Origin of the sequence: Jeotgalibacillus proteolyticus (assembly GCF_050107735.1) — a bacterium.
Classification (GTDB): domain Bacteria; phylum Bacillota; class Bacilli; order Bacillales; family Jeotgalibacillaceae; genus Jeotgalibacillus; species Jeotgalibacillus proteolyticus_A.
The window spans coordinates 36,061-58,530 of the sequence record NZ_JBNILO010000015.1 but is presented as its reverse complement, the minus strand read 5'-3'; the positions used below and the strand labels follow the sequence as shown (position 1 = coordinate 58,530).

Sequence of the window (22,470 nt, the reverse complement as noted above, 5' to 3'; positions counted from 1 at the left end):
CCTATTTAGGATTGCTTTAGTTTCTTTAGCCTTACCATATTCCAAGAAGCCTTAGGCAGCACCGCGGTTAAACTTCCATTCTCAATAAATGATTCTGAACGAGTATGTGGCTTTACTATTTGTTCATTTATAGAATTTTGGGCCTTTAAATTATCATTTTCGAGTACTACATGTTCAACCAGCTGATAGTCTTCAAATGATCGTATGTCAACCTCAGTCAGTAATTGGTTTTCCAAGTGGCGATTAACGGCGAAAATAACTAACTCTTCATTTTCTTCATTAAAAACGACCGCTTGATCCAAATAAGGTACGTCTGTAAAGTCTTTACTGTCATACTTAGGAGAATCAACAATGGAATGGAGAGCAGTTCCACGTCCATAAACAGAAGTGTAGTAGTATGGATAAAATATTGGCTGCTTCCAGATGCCGCCACCGGTTTCCGTCATGATAGGTGCAATGACGTTTACAAGTTGTGCCATGCAGGCCATTTTTACCCGGTCGGAGTGCTTTAATAATGTATTGAGCATGCTGCCGACGAGCAAAGCATCTTCAAATGTGTATATATCCTCCAGTAAAGATGGAGCGAAGGACCATGGATCCACTTTCTTGTCCTGATCATTTGAGTGAAACCATACATTCCATTCATCGAAACTTAGATTCATTGTTTTTTTGCTGCGCTTTTTTGCTTTGATATAATCACAAGTAGCAGTCACTGTTTTGATAAAGTTATCCATATCTAATGTGCTGGCTAAATAGTTTGCGGTGTCGTTATCCCGGTTTCCATAGTATTGATGGAGAGAAATGTAATCAGCATATTCATACGTATGTTCGAGTGTTTCTGCTTCCCATTGTGGAAAGGTTGCCATCCCGGAACCTGAGCTTCCACAGCTTACTAATTCAAGCGAGGGATCTGCTAGTTTCATTGCTTTGGCGGTTTCAGCAGCAAGCCTGCCATATTCATAGGCTGTTTTCATCCCGATCTGCCACGGACCGTCCATTTCATTTCCGAGGCACCAGACTTTTATCCCGTGCGGGTCGTGATAACCATGTTCTTTTCTTAAATCACTCCAATATGTACCACCGGGATGATTGCAGTATTCAACCAGGTTCCTTGCAGCATCTATTCCGCGGGTGCCGAGATTAACCGCCATCATCACTTCAGCATTCACTTTCTTAGCCCAAGCAGCAAATTCATCTGTTCCGACTTCATTCGTTTCAAGAGACCTCCAGGCGAGTTCCAGTCTTCTCGGCCTTGATTCTTTTGGTCCAATTCCGTCTTCCCAGTTGTATGCAGAAAGCATATTACCGCCAGGATAACGGATAATCGGGACCTGCATTTCTTTTACCAGTTCCATGACATCCTGGCGAAAACCATCTTCATCAGCGGTCGGATGAGAGGGCTCATAAATTCCCCCATAAACTGCGCGGCCCAATTGTTCAATAAATGAGCCATAAATTCTTCGGTCAATTTCAGCAATTTTAAACGATTTATCAATGATCATTTTGGCTTTATTTGTATTCGTCATTCAATTCACCTCTCTGGCAATAATTGCTGCTGTATTTTCATATCATTTTTTTTAAACAAATGGACTGACATCCAGGTCCATCCCAATGCAGTTAAACTCACAGTGAAAAATGGGAGGAGACCAGGAAATTTTAAGGATATATAAAACACTGAAAAAACATACAAACTTATCGCAATCGTATAGTGAAATTTACCAAAGCCCATAATAATTGCATTTTTAAATAATTGTTTAATATCCCCGTTGTAATGAGCTAATTGCGGGAAAGACCATACAACTAAATTAATGTAAAACAGAATTAAAAGATAAAATGCAGCTAAAACAAATGTGTTGATCTCTCCAAGACTTTTAATAGCAAGATAGTTTCCATACAAAATCAGACCAGCAAATGTGAGAATCCATCCGACTGCGTTAGCCTTGCCAAAATCTTTACGGTATTCTTCTTTAAAGGTTTTTCGTATAGGGATTTCCAGATCACCTAACATCCATTTTCTGAATATCTTTAAAGCAGAGAGAGTGGCGGGAAAAATCCCGCCTGCCATCAGCCCAATCACTGTGTAATAAATCCAGAGCAAATTGATAAGGACAAGCCGCATGATCCATGTAAGAATCTTGTCCAGAGAATTCACGATGTATTGGCTATTCATCCTCTCACACCTTCCTCTTTGTTCATTCCATCAACCTTTGACACTGCCTGAAGCCAGTCCCTCAACAAAATATTTTTGGAAAAATATAAAGAGTATAATGATAGGGATAATGGTCATGACAGACCCTGCAATGAGCGTGTCGTAATTATTCCCATAAGGGGTTAATAAGGTGGCAAGTCCTATGGGTAAAGTGAATAAATCATTTGACCGAATGACCAGAAGGGGCCATAAGAAATTATTCCAGCTGTTTAACCCTTGCAAAATGGCCATCGCAGCAAAAGAAGGAAGCATTAAAGGCGACATAATTCTGAAAAATATACCGTATTCTGTGCATCCATCAATTCTCGCAGCGTCCATTAATTCCAGCGGGAGTCCCATGGCGTATTGTCTGAAGAAAAATACAGCTACAGGGGCAACGATTAATGGAAGCATTACACCGGTATACGTATTAATCAAATTCAAATTAATCATTAACTGATATAGGGGCAGCAGTAATATTTCAAATGGGATCATAATAATGATCAAAACGGAAAGGAAGATGATGGTTCTTCCTTTAAATTTATAAACGGCAAGTGCATATCCCACCATAGAAGAAAAGAAGAGGGAAAGCACAATTGTTAAAGTCGAGATGATCAAACTATTTCCGTACCATTGCCAGTAGGACGAGGACTCCGTAAAGATATGGATATAATTTCTGAGTGACAGCTCACTCCAGACAAATGAAAAAGAAATACCGTTCCTCATCAATTCTGATGAAGGGCGGAAAGAAGAAACAATTAAGCTGATCAATGGAAACAAAGCTATTAATGATACAAACACGAAGAATATATTTACGGCCCATTTAACTACTACATTATTTTTTCTCATGTTACTCATCACCTCTTTTAAATGCACCAGTCACCAGCAGGTAGATCATACTAACAAGAAAGATTAGGATTAGAAGCACTACTCCAATAGCAGCACCAAACCCCATGTCATTTTGCTGGATCCCTTCCTGGTACAATAATCCAACAAGTGTTAAGCCAATATTCCCCGGGGAATTACCCTGCCAAATTACATAGCTTTCCTCAAACACCCGGAAGCCGCCAATTATACTAATAGTTGTGACGAAAATGATGATGGGCTGAAGAAAGGGCAATGTGACATGTTTAAACTTATGAAATAGATTTGCTCCATCCATTTCCGCAGATTCGTATAATTCTTTTGGAATGCTTTGCAAGCCTGCCAGAAAGTATAGTACGTTTACTCCCATCCATCTCCAGGCAGCCATCCCGACCATTAAGAACATTCCTGACCATGCAGTAAATTGCCATCTGACCGGGTCAAAACCAAAAAAGCCGATTATTTGATTGGCAATCGCCTGATCAGATTCCGAGAAAACTAGTCTAAAAATTACACCAGCAACTACGATTGAAGTAAGGGCCGGTATAAATAGGGCAGAGCGGAAAAATGTTTTGGACTTTACTAAGTTTGAATCCAGCAGGATTGCCAGAATAATAGGTATAGTGACTAAAATTACGACGGTTAGGAGCATAAACATAGTTGAATTAGCCAATGCTTTATAAAAGGTCTGATTAAAAATCCTTTCATAATTCTGTAAGCCTATGAATTCAACCTGGCCTGGTAAAATTCTTTGAAAGCTCATAATAAAAGCTTGAATGGTAGGATATAGCGTAAGAACCGTAAAGGAAAGAATAAATGGAAAAACAAAAATGTAAGGTGCTACTTTTTTAGAGTTTAATAATCTTAAAAGATTGTTATCTTTTTTCTTTCGGCCGGATGGGGGAGGGTTCGGATTTGGATTCTCATGTACATATTCATTATTTTTAATATTTAACCCAGACATTTTATCCCTACTTACTTTATAAGATTAGGTGCCTGGGCGGCTGCTAAACTGCCCAGGCTGCCTCAAATTTAGTTGCCGCTTTCCATTTTTTGTCTTATGGTATCTGCTGATTCTTTTAACGCTTCTTCAGGGGTATGTGATTGTTCTGTCAGCACATTGTGCATAACATTGGAATCAATCTCTGTCAAAACGTCCGGTGTGAACTCAGACAATTGGATTCCCGCTACGTTATCTTTAATTTCTGAAAGGATATCAAAAATATCATCATGGAAATACTCGTAGTACACATTCTCTTCACGCATTGCTTCATCTTCCCATACATCAAAGCGGGGCGGATCGAACCCAAGCTCTCTCCATAACTGGATATTCCCCTCTTTTGATAGCTTCGCAAAATACAAGAATTCTTTTGCCAGTTCAATATTTTCCGATTGGCTGGTCACAGCGGTGCCAGTTCCGCCCATTGTGACAGATTGGTAATCTGAATCAGACCACGTAGGCATCGGAAGGATCTGAATTTTTCCCTTTAGATCAGGCATGTAGGTTGTAAAATCTTTCATGTAATACATTGGAATTACAATGGAGGCCTGACCGCCATCGTTCATGAAGCCGTAAAATTCTTCTGCATGATATTGCCCGCCTGGAGCCATTTCTGCGATTTCATGTTCGTGTACCATGTCATTAATGAATTCAAGCGTTTCAATATTTTCCTCATTATCTAATGTTAATTCTCCATTTTCATCAAAGAAATCAGAACCTTTTTGTGCAACAAACGGCCAGATTCCATACCAGTTTCCAGGAATTGTTGTCATTGGTTTTCCTGTAGCCTCTACTACAGCCTGTCCTGCTGCAACATAATCATCCCAAGTTTCAATGGTGTCAATATCCACGCCGGCTTCATCCATAATTTCCGTATTGTAATAAACGACTGATGCACCCAGATGAGTTGGAGCGCCGTAATAATTTCCATCTTCAGCGTATATATCGAGTCTTTCCTGCATAAAGCTGTCCAGTTCAGGTTCAATCAAGTCGTTTAGCGGTTCTAGTTGTATATCACCCTGTAAAAAGTTAGGGAATTTAGCCAGTTCAATATCGGCTAAATCCGGGGCGCCTGATCCCGATTGGAGGGCCATTAATAGATTGTTATGCATTTGATCAAAAGGATAATTTTCAACTGTTAATTGTATAGGGTTATCCGGATTTTCTTCATTCCATCTGTCAGCTGCGTTTGCATAGAAGGTTGCATGTGTTCCTGCAAAGGTCCAGAAGGATAATTCTGTTGCATCTTCAATGTCAGAACCAGCTGTTTGCACATCATCAGAATTTGTACTGGAAGTATCATCTCCTCCGCATGCTGACAATACCAGGATTGAAGAGAGAAAAAGAGGACTAAAAGCTTTAAACCTTTTTTTATTCATTCTAAATACCCACCTTATGTTTTATTTGTCTAATCAACAAACTAAGTAGTTAAAGTATTAAAAATACAGCAAGAACATTCAGATCGATTGACCCTCCTTTAATCTAATTTTCAGACTAATAATTGAAAGCGCATCCATTACTTAAAATAAGTATAGGTAACATATACGTATATGTCAATAACGTAAAAGAATATTCAGACAGTTATTGATAGAATTATAGGTTAAATCAATTGGTTGTCCGTATAAGTTAATGGAATTTAGCAGTTGTTTCTATTAGGGAGGCGGGGTAGGAAGTCTAAACATGTTTATCTTTTAAAAGATGTGAAACCAGGGAGCAGGAATGCAGCTCTCAGAACACATCTCTTACTCTTTTTTCTTGATGACAGCAGTTGAGTTTCGGTGGACAATGGACGCCTCGAAGACATAAGAATCCTGATTCGTTTCTTTGCCATAGAGTGCCTTGCTGTTGTTGGTAAGTTCGATGATTTTTTTTGCTGCCATTTCACCCAGTTCACTTTTAGGGTGCCGGATGCTCGTTAATTTCACCTCTGATACATCCGTAAAAAATGAATCATCAAAGCCGATGATTGAAATGTCCTCAGGTACACATAGCTTTTTTTGTCTCAGACATTCCAGCAGTCTCATGGCAAGTTCATCATTATAACAAATGATTCCGGTAGCCAGGTTGAAAGGTTCCTTTAGCAGATTTTTTAAACTTTCAACTGGTTTGCTGAATATCTCACTCGTCGTGTATGTAACGATATTTTTAGGATTTATAGGAACGCCATTATCGCGGTGAGCCTTTATGTACCCTTTCATTCGTTTTAGTCCCTGGAGATCATCGTTTTTGAAAAAGCCGAGGATATTAGTGTGACCTAAATGGATTAAATGTTCGGCTTGCAGATATCCGCCTTTTTCATCATCCAGAACGACACTTACGGGCTCCAATTCATCGTATGCTGCATTGATCATAACGTAATGAATATTCAGCGCTTCTAATTTCAAGTAATAATTGATATTTGGATTCGCTATTGCACTTTTAGTAGGCTCAACAATCACACCATCAAATTTTTGTGCAATGATGGTTTCTAAAATCTTTCTTTCATGGACATGATCATTATTTGTGCTGAAGAGACTTACTTGAATGCCTGCCTCTCTTAGCACACTCTCAGCTCCCCGTATAATAGAAGGGAAAATGTAATCTGATATATAGGTGACAATAATTGCAATGCTTTTAGTAGAAGTCGATTTGCCTTCAGGAAGCATCTTTTTTTCTGTTCGTTGAGCTACATACGTACCTGCTCCTTGTTCTTTATAAAGCCAGCCTGTACTTACCAGTTCTCCAAGCGCGACCCTGACCGTATGTCTGCTCACATTAAACTTTTGCATTAATTCACTTTCAGAATGGATTTTTTGATTTGGAACAAACGTACCATCTGTTATTTTTGATTTAATCCAATTTTTAACCATGCCATATTTTGTTTCAATCACTCATGAACACTCCATCCGTTCAACAGAAATATTTTCGTTTAAGTATAACATTATATTTAATATAGTATGAAATTGGAAATGGGCTTTAAATCGTCAGCATGATAGAAAAAATATATAAAGCTTTAAAGAAAATCAGCTGTTCGATCTCCTGTCTTTCTGTAAGAAGTAGGAGACTTTCGATTAATTCTATAAAAGTTTCGATGAAACGTTTTTAAATTCGTATAACCGCAGTTTTCAGCAATTTCGTTTATGGATTGCTGACTGTTTTTTAATAGATAGCATGCATGCGAGATTCGGTAATGGCTGAGGTACTTACTGAATGTCATTTTTGTCATCTGCAAAAACAGCTTGGATAAATAAGCGTAATCATAATTCAATTCAGCGGAAACGGTCTTTAATGAGCACTCCTTCATGAAGTTTTTATCAATAAAAAGAAGAATGCTGTACAATACTTTTGTTTTTGAGGAGTGATCTGCTGTTATGAATGCAGTTTCTTCTATTAAAGAACCACAAAGACTGTAAAGAAAACTTTTTTGATTATAAATAGAAGACAGCTTCTGCCAATCGGGTTTGAAAGGGAGAGAAAACACATTATTTACAGGGACAAGTTCTTTATACTCTGCCCAAAAATCACCGATAAGTTCGGGAGAAAAGATCACTATGGTAATATTCGACTGATGGATGGTAGTAAATTCATGCATTTGATTGGGGAAAATGAGCGCTGCATCAGCAGGGTGTAGCCTGTATTTTTTGTGGTCAATCGTCAGGCATAGTTCGCCATCATTCACGATAATTACTTCATAGGCCCGGTGGAAGTGAAGGGGGAAGCTTGGGTTGTCCCGTGTAAAGAAAAAGAAGGACTCTTTTTCTTCAATTCCATGCCGTTCAAAAAAAGCCATTATTTCTTCCTCCTCAAATAAACACTAATAATGTCTTATATTATACAATATGTTGCCTAGAGATATCACAGGGTCATTACTATAATTTGGGTAGCTAAATTAAAGGAGGATCTTATATGAGCTATAGGTATCATGTAGCAAAAAGTGGTTCAGATACTAACGAAGGATCAAAAGAACGTCCGTTTTTAACAATCAGCCAGGCAGCATCTGTCGCAGTAGCAGAAGACACGATTATTGTGCATGAAGGTGTTTACAGGGAATGGGTTAAGCCTAAAAATCCAGGGCTGAGTGATATTCGTAGAATTACGTATCAGGCTGCGGAAGGTGAGAAGGTCGTTATTAAAGGCTCAGAACAGATTCAGAACTGGCAGCAGGCAGAAGGCACTGTGTGGAAGGCAAGTGTGCCAAACCATTTGTTCGGTGAATTTAATCCATTTAAAGAAGAAGTATTCGGAGATTGGCTGTTTAAATCAGTGTTTCCTAAACATTTGGGGGATGTATATTTAAATGGCCGATCCTTTTATGAAGTGGGAAGATATGAAGAGTTATTTCATGAGGACATTCGAACAGAAGTGGAGGATAACTGGACGAGAAAGATGGTGCCGGCCTATAAACCGGAAGAAACAAAATTTGTCTGGTATTCAGAGGTACATCAGGAGGATACCATTATTTATGCTAATTTTCATGATTCGAATCCAAATGAAGAGCTGGTGGAGATCAGCGTAAGAAAATGCTGTTTTTACCCTGAAATAACAGGGATAAATTACATTACTGTAAAAGGATTTGAAATGGCGCAGGCAGCTACACCGTGGACTCCGCCGACTGCTGATCAGCCAGGTCTGCTGGGAGCTAATTGGAGCAAAGGGTGGATCATAGAGGACAATATTATCCATGATGCTAAATGCAGTGGAATCAGTATTGGAAAAGAAAAGTCTACCGGAGATAACCATCGGTCGAAGAAAAATGATAAACCGGGCTATCAATATCAGATTGAATCCGTTTTTCTCGCATTGAAAGCTGGATGGAGCAAAGAAAAAGTCGGTTCACATATTATCAGGAACAACGAGATTTATGATTGCGGTCAAAATGGGATAGTTGGTCATCTGGGCTGCGTCTTTAGTGAAATATATAACAATCATATTTATAACATCGCTTTAAAAAGAGAGTTTTATGGTCATGAGATTGCAGGCATCAAGCTGCACGCTGCCATTGATGTTCAGCTGCATCACAATCGCATCCATAATTGTTCACTCGGAATCTGGATGGATTGGCAGACACAGGGAACAAGAATCAGCAAGAATCTATTATACTTTAATAATCGCGATTTATTTGTTGAGGTCAGTCATGGACCGTACACAGTAGACCATAATATTCTTGCTTCCGCATACGCAATAGACAACTTTGCCCAGGGTGGAGCCTATATAAACAATCTTATTTGCGGAAAAATGGTTCTGCGTAAAGTATTGAATCGTTCTACTCCTTATCATGTCCCTCATAGTACGGAAATCAAAGGGTTCTCTGTTGTTCATGGCGGAGATGACCGTTATTACAACAATATTTTTGTTGGCAATGATCCGGTTGAAGACGCTGAGACCTCCTTTGAAGATGCATCAGTTGGTGCAGGTACATTTCATTTCAATGGGTATGCCACTTCTTTTGAGGAATACATGGAAAACGTTCACCAAAAACCTGGGGATGTAGAAATTTTTATAGATAATGAGCAGCCTGTTTATATTAATCATAATGCTTATTTTAATGGGGCGGAAAGCTTTGAGAGAGAAAACGAATGCCTTACAAATAAGCATTATAATCCGAATGTATTAATAGAAGAGCAAGGTAATGATGTCTATATTTCGATAGAGGTGCCTGAAGAAATAGGTTCATTGTCTGGTGATATACATCATTCACGAACTCTGGGACATGTGAGGATAGCAGAAGCAAATTTTGAAAATCCGGATGGCAGTGACATGGTTGTGGATACAGATTATTTCGGAGAAAAAAGAGCAGAAAAGAGCTCATTAGGTCCTTTCGCTCAACTGCATCAAGGCGTAAATAAAATGAAGGTGTGGGGATAGGTTTTTTAGATTTTGACAGTCTGCCTATGAAAATATGAAAGCGTTTTAAATAGAAGTACGAAAAGCTGGAGGGAAAGTATGGATAAACTGGATAAACTGATGAATGCTCCTAAAGAAGTATTTGAAGAACTGAAAACAAGTGCAGCCGGTCCGGAAGGCGCGTTGCCGTTAACTTCTTTTATGCTTGAAAACTGGCCGAGCGGAGATTTATTCGGTCTTACTCAAAATGTAGGTATGGGATGGTCTCCTGAAAAATTAACTGGTCAGGAAGTGCTGATTTTGGGCACCCAGGGAGGCATTAAGAAAGAAGATGGATCACCTATTGCACTTGGCTACCACTCTGGACATTGGGAAGTAGATCTTCTAATGAAGGCTGCTGCGCATGAGGTAAGCAAACAAGGGAATATTCCTTTTGCAGGTTTTGTCAGTGATCCATGTGACGGGAGGACTCAAGGAACAAAGGGAATGTTTGACTCCCTTCCCTACAGGAATGACGCTGCTGTCGTTATGCGCCGTCTAATCCGCTCTTTGCCTACGCGAAAAGCTGTAATAGGAGTCGCTACATGTGATAAGGGTCTCCCTGCAATGATCATGTCACTTGTTGCGATGCACGACTTGCCCGCCATCATCGTCCCTGGCGGAGTAACACTTCCCCCTGAAGTCGGCGAGGACGCTGGGAAGATTCAGACTATCGGCGCCAGATTCACTAATGGAGAGCTGTCGTTAAGAGAGGCAGCCGAGTTAGGATGCAGAGCCTGTGCCACTCCTGGAGGCGGGTGCCAATTCCTGGGCACTGCAGCAAGTGCTCAAGTCGTGGCAGAAGCCCTTGGCATAACCGTTCCTCACGCAGCTTTAGCACCTTCGGGTCAACCAATCTGGAAGGAAATGGCTCATCAGTCAGCAAAGGCTGTACTGAATGCCATCGCAAGCGGAATCAAGATGAAGGATATTATTACAGATGCATCTATACGCAATGCAATGACCGTTCACGCCGCATTTGGCGGGTCTACCAATCTATTGCTTCATATTCCAGCCATTGCCCACGCAGCAGGATGCAGCATCCCTGACATTCACGATTGGGAAAAAATCAACCAAAGTGTCCCGAGGCTGGTAAGCGCGTTGCCTAATGGTCCCATAGACCACCCGACAGTCCGGGTGTTTTTGGCAGGTGGCGTGCCCGAAGTGATGCTCCATTTAAGAGAGAGGGGATTATTAGAAGAAGATGTTTTAACGATATCCGGAGAAAAATTGGGAGATGTGCTGAATTGGTGGGCAAATTCAGAAAGGCGTCAAAACGTCCGGGAGCGGTTAAAACAGGATGGGATTGACCCTGCTGATGTTATTATGAGCCCTCAGCGAGCTTACTCTGCAGGAATGACATCGACCATTACATTTCCAACCGGAAATATCGCCCCGGAAGGCGCCATTGTTAAATCGACTTCAATCGACCGCGCAATGTTGGATAGCAATGGAATTTATTATCATAAAGGATCCGTAAAGGTTTTTACATCCGAAAAAGCAGTGATTCAAGCAATAAAAAAGAAAGAAATTATCGCAAAAGATATCATCGCTTTAATAGGCTGCGGTCCATCTGGAACTGGTATGGAAGAGACCTACCAGGTTACCTCCGCTTTAAAGCACTTATCCTACGGGAGGCACGTAACGCTGTTAACGGACGGAAGATTTTCAGGTGTATCTACCGGAGCGTGTATCGGACATATTGGGCCGGAAGCACTGGCAGGCGGCCCGATCGGCAAACTTCGGGATGGTGATATTATTGAAGTGAAAATCGACTGCGAACAGTTGAAAGCAACCATAAATATCGTGGGGACTGAGGGAGACGAAAATGGGCGGATACGAAGCATGGAGCTTCTTGAAGCACGTTCTATGCATCCTGATCTTAAAGAAAACCCTGACCTTCCGGATGACACTAGACTTTGGGCAGCTCTTCAGGCAGCTAGCGGGGGAACATGGAGAGGAAGTATTTATGACGTGGATAGAATCATTGAACTGCTCGAAAAAGGGAAAAAATATTTAAATGAGGAAGGTGCAGCAAAGCGGTAAACATGGTTAATGACCCCAAGTAACTAGGCTGTCTGAACGAAAGAATGATATTTCTTTTTTCCTATATTAAGCAGACAGTTTTTCGTTTATTTCTTACTGAAAAGTACAAGAGTGCTTACAGAATAAAGGAGTGAAAATATGAGTACATCAAAGAATTTTAAAGGGGTGATTCCGCCTGTATCTACTATATTTACAGAAGATGGAACATTTGATACAGAAGGAATGGGGAAATTAATTAATAACCTCATAACAAGAGGTGTAGATGGTTTGTTTTTTCTCGGAACAGGAGGAGAATTTAGCCAGCTTTCCGTCGACGAGCGAAAGCAGGTGGCTGAATATGCGGTTAAAGAGGTAAATGGACGCGTGCCGGTTTTGATCGGGACAGGCTCTACAAGCACAAGGGATGTTCTGGTGCTCAATGAACATGCAAAAAAAATTGGTGCAGATGGCGTAGTTGTGATTAATCCTTTCTATATGAAGCTTTCTGAAGAAAACTTGTATCATCACTACAGCCGGATTGCAAAGGCGGCTGATCTGCCTGTACTGCTTTATAATTTTCCAGCATTAACGGGACAGGATCTTTCAGCTGATTTTATTTTAAAGCTTGTAAAAGAACATGATTCAATTGTGGGGATCAAAGAAACAGTGGACAATATAAATCATATAAGAGAAGTCATTCATACGGTTAAAGGGTATAAGCCTGACTTCAGCGTTTTATGTGGTTTTGAAGATTTGTTTTTAAATACACTCAGTCTTGGCGGGGATGGAATCATTGCAGCAACCGGGAATTTCGCTCCAGAGTTGTCCATCGATCTTTACCGAAGTTTTAGAAAAGAAGAATATACTAAAGTACTGGAATTAAATGAACAACTTACGAATTTACCTGCGATCTATAAACTAGATTCACCATTTATAAACGTAATTAAGGAAGCAATCGCAGAATGCGGCTTAGAGATCTCCACGGCTGTTTTACCCCCATCTGGAAAATTGTCGGCGGACAAAAAGGAACAGTTGAAAAAAATTCTGTCGGATATAAAGTTACGATAATTGGTGGAAGCAGCAATATTACTTAAAAAGTCAGCTGTCGTTTGTGAGCGACAGGAAGGTGGCGACTGCAGGATATGACGGCTGTTTAAACCCCAAGGGAAAAAACTGAGGAGGGCTCAGTGCCGTCCTTGTGGAAAGCGTCTCGCTGAATGTCAGCGAACCGGTCGTATAGTTTTTCTCAAGCTCTTTTTGTAATCTAGTAAATAATCTAATAGAAAATAATAAACACAAACAAATGTGTTATTTGGAAGAGCTTGTAATATATTACGGAAATAAATGTAGTATTTTGTAATAAAAGTGAAATACTCCTGATATTCTGCTGTAACGGATTCCGATTATACTAAGTTTACAATCTAGCAATCGGGGGTATACTAACTTGTTCAAAAGAATTTTAGCTTGTCTATTAATTTTTGCTTTGGTAGCCGCTGTCGCACCGTCATTTGATAAAGCTTCTGCTTCAGGCAAGACCTACTACGTTAATATAGATTCCGGACATTTAAACTTCAGAAAAGCTGCTACTACTTCTTCAGCCATCATTGGAAAGTTTGTAAAAGGGGATACCGTTACGGTTCATTCACAATCCAAAGGCTGGTCTAAAATTACAGCTAAAGGGAAAACGGGTTATGTAAGCTCCCAATACATATCTATAAAAAAAGCATCAGCAAGTACAGATTATAAACCAAAAGCAATTTCTGCTGCAAAAAGCCAGCTGGGTGTAAGGTATTTGTGGGGAGGCATGAGCTCAAAAGGCTTTGATTGCTCAGGACTCGTAAACTATGCGTTTGCAAAAGCTGGTAAAACATTGCCGCGTACTTCCGGTGAAATGTATAAAAAAGGTACGAGTGTCAGCCTTTCTTCTCTAAAACCAGGAGATTTGATGTTTTATGCTACGAGCGGCGGAAAGAAAGTTACGCACGTTTCCATTTACATCGGAAATGGAGAAATGATTCATTCCGCTTCAAATAAAGGTGTATCTATTGCGAGCATTAACAACTCCTATTGGAAACAGCGCTATATTGGAGCGAAGCGTTTATAACTACTAAAAAGAGCTGCTGAAAAGCGGCTCTTTTTTTACGATTTGCATTTATCTTAAAGGTTAAAAGCAGGTTTTGTATTCTGCTCTTAAAATGAGAACCGGTCATTTCATTAGGATAATTGATTATTGTTTCTTTTTTCGAGAAGCGCAGATGCAGGAACATCCAGTACAGTTAAAAGCTTAAGGATTGTTTGTGAAGCAGGCAGTTGGATATTGTTTTCATACCTTTCAAGGGTTTTGACACCAAGTCGTGCTTTGAGTGCTAATTCCTCTATCGTCAGATTCTTTTCTTCACGTACTCGTTTTAAATTTTCACCGAAGCAGGACATTTCCCATCCCTCCTTACTTTCTCCTTATAGTTTATCACCGAATAGAAAAAAATAGTCCATTATTCTCTGAGGAAAAGTGAACATAAAAGGTAACCGGCAAAATCTTTATTTCGCTATGTAGCAACGTTCTACTAAACACTATGTAAATGGTTATTTGACATTCACCCGTCAAATAAAATATACTGAATGAAATTGAAATTTTCGAATTATTTAGGATTTCTATACGTTCTTATCAAGAGAGACGGAGGGAGCGGCCCTATGATGTCTCAGCAACCAGCCTGAAGAGGCCCGGTGCTAATTCCCATAGGCGATCGCTGCCTGGCAGATAAGAGGAATGTTTGTCATTTTAGACCTTCTTCTTGCAGATGAGGTCTTTTTTCGTTTCCACAGAGTTTACTAGTTCTCATTAGATTTGCATGCTTATTTCCGACTAATTTTATGCGATTAAGATGCTATTTATTATTTTTGACAAAACAGGTGCTGATCTTTTTATAGGATTCATACATCTAATCAGTGATGGCTGAGTAAAGAAGTGAAAATACAGGCAATGAGGTGGGTAATGTGCAGTTACAGGTGAAATCAAGTCCTTTCAATGAAGAACAGGTAGAACTATTAAATCGGTTAGTGCCGACACTAACCAGTGATCAAAAAATTTGGCTGACTGGCTATTTGACAGCTTTAAGCACTGGGCAGCATTCAGAAATGGCAGCTCAGGATCTTATGGAGGCTCAAGGTGGCATACCCCCGGTGAAAGCACGGGAAGTTACGATTCTTGTTGGATCTCATACGGGAAATGGTGCGGCGCTGGCAGATGATGCAGAAGCAGAATTAAAGAAAGAAGAATTTACAGTATCCCGTTTTTCCTTAGATGAGTTTAAACCGAAGAATATTGGGAAAATCGAGGATCTTCTTCTCATTACTAGTACTCATGGTGATGGAGATCCACCTGACAATGCAATTGAATTTTATGAGTTTTTACATAGCAAAAGAGCTCCTAAACTTGATGGTGTCCGCTTCTCGGTTCTGGCATTGGGGGATAGCTCCTATGAATTTTATTGTCAGACAGGAAAAGATTTTGATAAAAGACTTGAGGAGCTGGGGGCAGATAGAATGTATCCCCGTGTGGATTGTGATTTAGACTTTGAAGAGCCTGCATCCCTTTGGTTTGAGGGTGTGCTGAACGTATTGAACGAATCAAAGGGAAAATCCGGATCAGATGCCCCGGGATCTTCCCGGAACGAAGTAACCGCAGCGGATGCAACCCAAAAGTATTCCCGTTCTAACCCGTTTAGGGCTGAGATTATTGAAAATATAAACCTTAACGGACGTGGCTCCAATAAAGAAACACGTCATATAGAACTGAATCTTGAAGGGTCCAATTTAACGTATGAGCCGGGAGACAGCCTGGGAATCGTTCCTCAAAATGATGCTGTGCTGGCTGAACAATTAATTGAAGCAGCCCAATGGAACCCCAACGAGAGGGTAACACTTAACAAAGAAGGTGAAACCAGCACTTTGCGGGATTCGTTCATTCATACCTTTGAAATTACAAGTCTATCTAAAAATCTGATAGAAAAAGCAGCAGCATTGACAAAAAATGAGGGGCTGAAAAAACTGTTGGAACCTGATGAACAAGAGAATCTGCAGACCTACCTCTATGGAAGGGATCTAATTGATTTAACACAGGATTATGGCCCCTGGGAGGTATCCGGCAGTGAATTTACTCAGATTCTCAGAAAAATACCGCCGCGTCTCTATTCAATTGCGAGCAGTTTAAAGGCAAACCCGGATGAGGTGCATTTAACCATTGGCGCATTACGCTATGATTCATTTGGCAGAAGCCGAAGCGGTGTTTGTTCCGTGCAGTGTGCAGAGCGTTCGGAACCGGGGGATACACTTCCTGTTTTTGTTCAGAAAAATTCTAACTTCCGATTGCCGGAAAGCTCGGACGCTCCAATCATTATGATTGGCGCTGGAACGGGCATTGCACCTTACAGAGCCTTCCTAGAGGAAAGAGAAGAAAATGGGGCGAATGGAGATGCATGGCTGTTTTTTGGAGACCAGCACTTTGTCACTGATTTTTTGTATCAGACCGAGTGGCAAAAATGGCTTAAAGACGGGTTATTGACTCGTATGGATGTAGCATTTTCAAGGGATTCTGAGCAAAAAGTATATGTACAGCATCGTATGCTTGAACAAAGAAGAGAATTTTACGAATGGCTTGAAGCCGGTGCTCATGTGTATGTTTGCGGAGATGAAAAATACATGGCAAAGGATGTTCATGAAGCCATTTTGACCATTATTCAAAAAGAAGGCGCCCTCAGTGAAGAACAGGCAGCTGAATATATAGCTGATTTACGAAGCCAAAAGCGGTACTTGCGGGATGTTTATTAAACTGCAGCCCCCGGATGTCAACAGATGAGGAGAGATGTAAGATGACAAAAAAAGAACATTTGCACCCAGGTGGACCCCCAAGTGAAATGGAAGTCATTAAAGATAAAAGCCGGTTTCTCCGAGGAACGATTGCAGAAAGCTTTGAGGAAAGATTAACGGCTTCTATTCCGGATGATGATGGCAAGCTGTTAAAGTTTCATGGCAGCTACATGCAGGATGACAGAGATATTCGCAATGAACGGAAAAAGCAGAAATTAGAACCTGCGTATCAATTTATGATCCGCGTGCGTCTGCCCGGTGGAGTAGCGACGCCAGATCAATGGCTGACAATGGATCGTCTGGCGAATACACATGGCAATGGCACACTGAAATTAACAACCAGACAAACCTTTCAATTACATGGAATCTTGAAATGGAATATGAAAAAAACGATTCAGGAAATGGATAAAGCTCTCATGGATACCATTGCAGCATGCGGCGATGTAAACCGGAATGTGATGAGCACAGCGAATCCATACCAGTCAGATGTCCATGCAGAGGTGTATGAAGTATCAAAGAGCATCAGTGAGCATCTTCTGCCGAAAACAAGAGCATACCATGAAATCTGGCTTGATGAAGAAAAGGTAATTGAAAGCAGTAAAATAGAGGAATCAGAGCCAATGTACGGACCGCTGTATCTACCGCGAAAGTTTAAAATCGGTGTGGCGATTCCACCTTCAAATGATGTTGATATTTATTCACAGGATCTTGGTTTTATTGCGATTTTAGAAAATGGCAAGCTTCAGGGATTCAATGTAACAGCAGGCGGAGGTATGGGAATGACACACGGTGATACAGCCACGTATCCCCAACTTGCCCATGTTATTGGTTTTTGTTCGGCGGATAAGGTGCCGGAAGTCGCTGAGAAAATAATTACCATACAGCGTGATTACGGAAACCGGTCGGAGCGGAAAAATGCTCGCTTCAAGTACACCATTGACAGACATGGTGTTCCTTGGCTGCAGCAGGAATTAAATGAACGCTTAGGCTGGAACCTGGAAGAAGCACGTCCCTTTCATTTTGATCACAATGGAGATCGCTACGGATGGCTTGAAAACGATGGGAAGTGGCATCTGACCTTATTTATTGAAAACGGCCGAGTGAAAGACACCGAGACGTATCCGTTAATGACGGGACTTCGTGAGATCGCCCGTATTCATAATGGGGATTTTCGTCTAACCCCCAGTCAAAATCTGATCATTTCAAATGTTTCCTCTCGAAACAAAAAGAAGATAGACGAACTTGTGAAGCAGTATGGGCTGACAGACGGCCGGGAAAATTCTGCCCTGCGAAGAAATTCAATTGCCTGCGTTGCCCTGCCGACATGCGGGCTGGCGATGGCCGAAGCAGAACGGTATCTGCCGGTGCTGATCAATAAAATTGAAAACATATTAGATGAAAACGGGCTCAGGGAAGAAGAAATTGTCATTCGCATGTCAGGATGCCCGAATAGCTGTTCCCGCCCTGCTCTGGGAGAAATTGCGTTTATAGGAAAAGCACCAGGCAAGTACAATATGTATATGGGCGCGGGTTTTGCAGGTGACAGACTAAACAAATTGTATAAAGAAAATATCGGGGAAGAAGAAATTTTAGCAACGCTAAAGCCAATTTTTTCTCATTATGCAAAAGAGCGCCTGGAAAATGAGCACTTTGGAGATTTTGTCATTCGCACAGGCTATGTTGAAGCGGTAACTTCAGGTCTGAATTTTCACAGCTAATTCCTGAATGGAGTGTTAGTGTTGAAATACAGTTATGTAACTCATTTGATTTGCCCCAAATGCAAAAGTGAATACAGTACAAAAGAAAAGCATCAGCTCTGCTCATGTGGTTCTCCTCTTTTAGTTGAGTACGATTGGGCGGCTCTGAAAAAAGTGATGCAGCCTGAGGATCTGGCTGCTCGCGAATCTACTTTATGGAGATACCATGAAATGCTGCCCGTGGAGCAACCGGAGAATGTGGTTTCGCAGGGAGAGGGAATGGCTCCTCTTCTTGCAATGCCATCTCTTGGACGAGATATGAACATTAAACAGCTGTACATGAAGGATGAAGGACTGATTCCAACCGGCACCTTTAAAGCGAGGGGAGCTGCTGTAGGCGTTTCAAAGGCAAAGGAACTCGGTGTGGAGGAATTTGCGATGCCGACCAATGGAAATGCAGGAGCAGCTTGGGCTCTTTATGGGGCAAAAGCAGGTATCACCTCCACGATCGTCATGCCGCAGGATGCCCCCAAAATTACCCGGAATGAAACAGCTCTATCAGGAGCCAATCTTTATTTAGTAAATGGATTAATCAGTGACGCCGGAAAAATAGTAAAGGAAGCTGTGGAGAAATTTAATCTATATGATGCCTCCACTTTAAAAGAGCCCTATCGAATCGAGGGAAAGAAAACGATGGGACTTGAAATTGCTGAACAACTTGGATGGAAGATGCCTGATGTGATCTTATATCCCACGGGCGGTGGTGTCGGTCTCATTGGGATTCATAAAGCATTAAAGGAGTTAAGGAAATTAGGGTGGGTGTCTGGCAGACTGCCTCGTTTAGTAGCCGTTCAATCAAGCGGCTGTGCTCCCATTGTAAAGGCCTGGAAGGAAAAAAAGAGTGAATCACAGTTCTGGGAAGAATCTGACACGATCGCATTTGGTATAAATGTTCCAAAAGCTATTGGGGACTTTTTAGTTCTTGATGCAATCTATGAAACAAATGGATGTGCTGTAGCGGTCGACGATGAATGGATGCTTCGTGAGCAGCAGAACGTTGCAAGGATGGAAGGATCGTTTATTTGTCCTGAAGGAGCGGCGGTATTTGCTGCCATCCGAAAGCTGCGCCAGGAAAACTGGATCAGAGAGAACGAGACGGTAGTCGCATTAAACACCGGAGCAGGTATTAAATATCCTGATACAGTTGAGATCGATGTGGAGGTATTGGAAAAGGACAGTTCACTTAAGCGCATATAAACATCTAGAAGAGGTTGGAACATAACGTAAAAAAGTTTAAAATGCGGCGGGGTCTATCATTCTTTATGAGGCAAGCGCAGCGGAAGGGGCGGCTCAAGCAGGATATGACAGATGTTTGAGACTCTAGGGGGCAAGGCAACGAAAATGCCTTGACCGTTCCTGCGAAAAGCGTCCAACCGAAGTGAAGAAACCCGTAAATGAGCCTGGGACATATATGTCCCAGGCTCATTTTTGTATTTGTGGTAATTTAATACAAGTGGTTTTTAATCAGCTTAAAAAGTGTATTATAAGATGTATTGCAGGCATTAACTGCCTCTTAATAGGTGTGGTAAGGCTATAGTCTCACTTATGATCGTTGTATTGAATTATTTTAAACGCATGCGTTAAACTTATATGAGTTATTTTAAAAAAGAGGTACCTAGTTGAAATGGAGTTGTATAAGGTGAACGATTTACGATCGCCGGAAAAAAAGTTTCGGCCGGAATTAGAAGGTGTTCGAGCTGTTGCAGCATTACTGGTTGCAATTTATCATATTTGGTTAGGCTCTGTGTCAGGGGGAGTGGATGTATTTTTTATTGTTTCAGGCTATTTAATTACAACCTCTCTGCTTTCGAGAATGATGAGGGAAGGGAAAATACATATAGGTGAGTACTTTCTGGGGCTTGGCCGCAGATTATTTCCGATCGCATTCACAGTTCTTTTAGTAACAACTCTAGCGTCTATTTTCTTATTGCCTCAGGTACGTTGGGTTCAGACGATTCCCGAAATATTTTCCTCCGCTTTTTATTATCAGAATTGGCAGCTTGCAAATAGTGCAGTCGACTATCTAGCGCAAAATAATGCCGCAAGTCCTTTTCAGCATTTTTGGGCATTATCTATTCAAGGGCAATTTTATATAACATGGCCGCTTGTTATTATTGGAGTTTATTTTATTGCCAGAAAAGTTTTAAAAACACCAGTGAGAAAGACTCTATTAGCGATTCTTACTCTCTTGTTTACAGCTTCCCTCACTTATTCCATCTATATTACTGGAGAAAATCAGCCATGGGCTTACTTTGATACATTTGCCAGGGCGTGGGAATTTAGTTTAGGCGGAATCCTTGCACTGCTGATTCCGTACTTGAAGTTTAAACCTCTAATTAGCTTTTTTCTCGGGTGGCTTGGTTTTGCGATCATTACCTTGACAGGAATTCTTTTACCTGTATCAACGGTTTTCCCCGGCTACGCTGCTCTCCTGCCAACTGGCGGGGTAATACTTGTTATTATAGCTGCTGAAACAGGAAGTAAATTTGGGGCAGAAAAACTTCTCGGGTCAAAGCCGTTAATGTATTTTGGAAGTATATCGTATGGGTTTTACTTATGGCACTGGCCAATGCTGGTTTTCTATTATGCTTATTTCGATAGAGAAACCGTAACAAATACAGCTGGTGTTTTGATTTTACTATGTACATTTTTGTTGTCCATCCTATCTATAAAACTTCTTGAAGCTCCAGTTCGAAAAATTAACATTAAACAATCGAAGGGGAGATTGTCAGCAATTTTGGCTGCCTTTATGATGCCGGTAATTATAGCGGGGGTATCGTGGACTTTGTATGTCAATTATTCTCAGGCTGGTATGGCTGAAGAGCTTCCGGCAGAGGACTATCCCGGAGCAAGAATGATATCTGAAAATGTCCCGGCAAACCCTGAACTGGAACCCCTCCCGGAAGCAGTAAATGCAAAAGGTGATCTTGCCTCTTTTTATTTTGATGAAGGGTGTTATACTGCCAGAGATGAAAACTCAGTTACGAAGTGCTCCTATGGTCAAACAGAAAATCCGGAATATGTTGTAGCTCTCGTTGGCGGAAGTCATTCAGGGCACTGGTTCCCTCCTTTAGAAGCAATTGCTGAGAATCTTAATTTTCAGCTTGATGTTTATAATAAAGATGCGTGCAGGTTTTCCCAGGATGACTTTGACGGATTTTTGTCTGAATCCTGTATGGAGTGGAATGAACAAGTAATGAAACCGCTTCTTGAAGACCCACCGGATATGCTGATTACAACAGCAAACATTGATAAGGAATCCACTATTCCGCAGGGTTATATAGAGAAGTGGAGACAGTTTGAAGATGTCTCCAAGGTTTTTGCGATTCGCGATAATCCAAGGATGGCAGAAGATCCTCCTTTATGTATTGAAGAAACACCCGAAAATTGTTCTATTAAAAGAGCAGATGCATTATCTGATACTTTGCCATGGGATAATACAGAAAATGTACCTGACAATGTATTTTTTGCAGATCTATCGGAATTTTTCTGTGACGAAGAAGAGTGTTTTCCAGTTATTGGGAATGTTTTGGTGTATCGAGATCATCACCATTTGACTGCCACCTATGCTGAGACAATGGCCCCAGCACTTGAAGTTCACATAGAAAAAGCACTCGAGCAATTGGATAATTCATCACAAGTTCAAGATGAATAGTAAACAAAAATTAATATTTACCCTTATAAGCTGCTGAGCCTGAGAAAAATATTTCTCAGGCTCTTTTCCCTACACTTAGCCTGAGCGATTGGGAGGGTTCTGTTTTGTCATTTTAGCCGTAAATGCCTCTTCTTTTTATAATTGCGCTATTCCTTCATCTTTTAACACTTCTTCAGTAATTTCACAGCGTGTTTTTATTTGAAATTAAAAATACGTTGAAATCACCTTAGTTAGCCAGCAGGGTATCCAGCGT

16 protein-coding genes and 1 riboswitch are annotated in these 22,470 nt (G+C 40.9%); of the genes, 8 read left to right on the top strand and 8 right to left on the bottom strand.

Annotation, left to right across the window (positions count from 1 at the left end; genetic code table 11):
- Positions 1-5 precede the first annotated feature (5 nt).
- The 7 genes from ACQCT8_RS17680 to ACQCT8_RS17650 all read right to left on the bottom strand — a co-directional run bounded on the left by ACQCT8_RS17680 (position 6) and on the right by ACQCT8_RS17650 (position 7,821).
- Positions 6-1,526 (bottom strand): alpha-N-arabinofuranosidase, encoded by a 1,521-nt coding sequence (locus ACQCT8_RS17680; RefSeq protein WP_426873341.1) that lies wholly within the window; start codon positions 1,524-1,526, stop codon positions 6-8.
- A gap of 5 nt (positions 1,527-1,531) precedes the next feature.
- Positions 1,532-2,170, bottom strand: a complete 639-nt coding sequence (locus ACQCT8_RS17675; protein WP_426873339.1) for a YesL family protein — start codon at positions 2,168-2,170, stop codon at positions 1,532-1,534.
- A gap of 30 nt (positions 2,171-2,200) precedes the next feature.
- Positions 2,201-3,037: a carbohydrate ABC transporter permease gene (locus ACQCT8_RS17670; RefSeq protein ID WP_426873337.1), complete on the bottom strand. Its 837-nt coding sequence runs from the start codon at positions 3,035-3,037 to the stop codon at positions 2,201-2,203.
- A gap of 1 nt (position 3,038) precedes the next feature.
- Positions 3,039-4,016 (bottom strand): carbohydrate ABC transporter permease, encoded by a 978-nt coding sequence (locus tag ACQCT8_RS17665; RefSeq protein ID WP_426873334.1) that lies wholly within the window; start codon positions 4,014-4,016, stop codon positions 3,039-3,041.
- Between the two features lie 68 nt (positions 4,017-4,084).
- A complete protein-coding gene (locus ACQCT8_RS17660) occupies positions 4,085-5,431 on the bottom strand; it encodes an ABC transporter substrate-binding protein (protein WP_426873332.1) in 1,347 nt (448 codons plus the stop codon).
- A gap of 363 nt (positions 5,432-5,794) precedes the next feature.
- On the bottom strand, positions 5,795-6,919 hold the full coding sequence (locus ACQCT8_RS17655) for a GntR family transcriptional regulator (protein WP_426873365.1): 1,125 nt from the start codon (positions 6,917-6,919) through the stop codon (positions 5,795-5,797).
- A 125-nt stretch (positions 6,920-7,044) separates the two neighbouring features.
- Positions 7,045-7,821, bottom strand: a complete 777-nt coding sequence (locus tag ACQCT8_RS17650; RefSeq protein WP_426873330.1) for a helix-turn-helix domain-containing protein — start codon at positions 7,819-7,821, stop codon at positions 7,045-7,047.
- Between the two features lie 116 nt (positions 7,822-7,937).
- Between ACQCT8_RS17650 and ACQCT8_RS17645 the strand changes: the two genes are divergently transcribed.
- From ACQCT8_RS17645 to ACQCT8_RS17630, 4 genes are all read left to right on the top strand, one after another.
- A complete protein-coding gene (locus ACQCT8_RS17645) occupies positions 7,938-9,896 on the top strand; it encodes a right-handed parallel beta-helix repeat-containing protein (RefSeq protein WP_426873328.1) in 1,959 nt (652 codons plus the stop codon).
- 78 nt (positions 9,897-9,974) lie between these two features.
- A complete protein-coding gene (locus tag ACQCT8_RS17640; RefSeq protein ID WP_426873326.1) occupies positions 9,975-11,960 on the top strand; it encodes a YjhG/YagF family D-xylonate dehydratase in 1,986 nt (661 codons plus the stop codon).
- A gap of 138 nt (positions 11,961-12,098) precedes the next feature.
- On the top strand, positions 12,099-13,007 hold the full coding sequence (gene dapA, locus ACQCT8_RS17635; RefSeq protein ID WP_426873324.1) for a 4-hydroxy-tetrahydrodipicolinate synthase: 909 nt from the start codon (positions 12,099-12,101) through the stop codon (positions 13,005-13,007).
- Between the two features lie 376 nt (positions 13,008-13,383).
- A complete protein-coding gene (locus tag ACQCT8_RS17630; protein ID WP_426873322.1) occupies positions 13,384-14,043 on the top strand; it encodes a C40 family peptidase in 660 nt (219 codons plus the stop codon).
- A 110-nt stretch (positions 14,044-14,153) separates the two neighbouring features.
- Here the strand turns inward: ACQCT8_RS17630 and ACQCT8_RS17625 are convergent, their stop codons facing one another.
- The gene (locus ACQCT8_RS17625; RefSeq protein WP_426873320.1) at positions 14,154-14,372 is read right to left on the bottom strand and encodes a helix-turn-helix domain-containing protein; all 219 of its coding nucleotides are present in this window, start codon (positions 14,370-14,372) and stop codon (positions 14,154-14,156) included.
- A gap of 226 nt (positions 14,373-14,598) precedes the next feature.
- Positions 14,599-14,704, top strand: a riboswitch (SAM riboswitch).
- Positions 14,705-14,933: 229 nt separating this feature from the next.
- Between ACQCT8_RS17625 and ACQCT8_RS17620 the strand changes: the two genes are divergently transcribed.
- The 4 genes from ACQCT8_RS17620 (at position 14,934) to ACQCT8_RS17605 (ending at position 22,217) form a co-directional block, all read left to right on the top strand.
- Complete coding sequence (locus ACQCT8_RS17620) at positions 14,934-16,766, top strand: assimilatory sulfite reductase (NADPH) flavoprotein subunit (RefSeq protein ID WP_426873318.1); 1,833 nt, start codon at positions 14,934-14,936, stop codon at positions 16,764-16,766.
- Between the two features lie 41 nt (positions 16,767-16,807).
- The gene (gene cysI / locus ACQCT8_RS17615; protein ID WP_426873316.1) at positions 16,808-18,523 is read left to right on the top strand and encodes an assimilatory sulfite reductase (NADPH) hemoprotein subunit; all 1,716 of its coding nucleotides are present in this window, start codon (positions 16,808-16,810) and stop codon (positions 18,521-18,523) included.
- A gap of 21 nt (positions 18,524-18,544) precedes the next feature.
- Positions 18,545-19,759, top strand: coding sequence for a threonine synthase (locus ACQCT8_RS17610; protein ID WP_426873314.1), 1,215 nt, complete (start codon positions 18,545-18,547; stop codon positions 19,757-19,759).
- A gap of 442 nt (positions 19,760-20,201) precedes the next feature.
- On the top strand, positions 20,202-22,217 hold the full coding sequence (locus tag ACQCT8_RS17605; RefSeq protein ID WP_426873312.1) for an acyltransferase family protein: 2,016 nt from the start codon (positions 20,202-20,204) through the stop codon (positions 22,215-22,217).
- Positions 22,218-22,470: the final 253 nt, after the last annotated feature.

Excerpts from the sequence above, each read along its gene's own strand:
- ACQCT8_RS17680 (WP_426873341.1), bottom strand. The coding sequence starts at position 1,526 with ATGACGAATACAAATAAAGCCAAAATGATCATTGATAAATCGTTTAAA.
- ACQCT8_RS17675 (WP_426873339.1), bottom strand. The coding sequence starts at position 2,170 with ATGAATAGCCAATACATCGTGAATTCTCTGGACAAGATTCTTACATGG.
- ACQCT8_RS17670 (WP_426873337.1), bottom strand. The coding sequence starts at position 3,037 with ATGAGAAAAAATAATGTAGTAGTTAAATGGGCCGTAAATATATTCTTC.
- ACQCT8_RS17665 (WP_426873334.1), bottom strand. The coding sequence starts at position 4,016 with ATGTCTGGGTTAAATATTAAAAATAATGAATATGTACATGAGAATCCA.
- ACQCT8_RS17660 (WP_426873332.1), bottom strand. The coding sequence starts at position 5,431 with ATGAATAAAAAAAGGTTTAAAGCTTTTAGTCCTCTTTTTCTCTCTTCA.
- ACQCT8_RS17650 (WP_426873330.1), bottom strand. The coding sequence starts at position 7,821 with ATGGCTTTTTTTGAACGGCATGGAATTGAAGAAAAAGAGTCCTTCTTT.
- ACQCT8_RS17645 (WP_426873328.1), top strand. The coding sequence starts at position 7,938 with ATGAGCTATAGGTATCATGTAGCAAAAAGTGGTTCAGATACTAACGAA.
- ACQCT8_RS17640 (WP_426873326.1), top strand. The coding sequence starts at position 9,975 with ATGGATAAACTGGATAAACTGATGAATGCTCCTAAAGAAGTATTTGAA.
- dapA (WP_426873324.1), top strand. The coding sequence starts at position 12,099 with ATGAGTACATCAAAGAATTTTAAAGGGGTGATTCCGCCTGTATCTACT.
- ACQCT8_RS17625 (WP_426873320.1), bottom strand. The coding sequence starts at position 14,372 with ATGTCCTGCTTCGGTGAAAATTTAAAACGAGTACGTGAAGAAAAGAAT.
- cysI (WP_426873316.1), top strand. The coding sequence starts at position 16,808 with ATGACAAAAAAAGAACATTTGCACCCAGGTGGACCCCCAAGTGAAATG.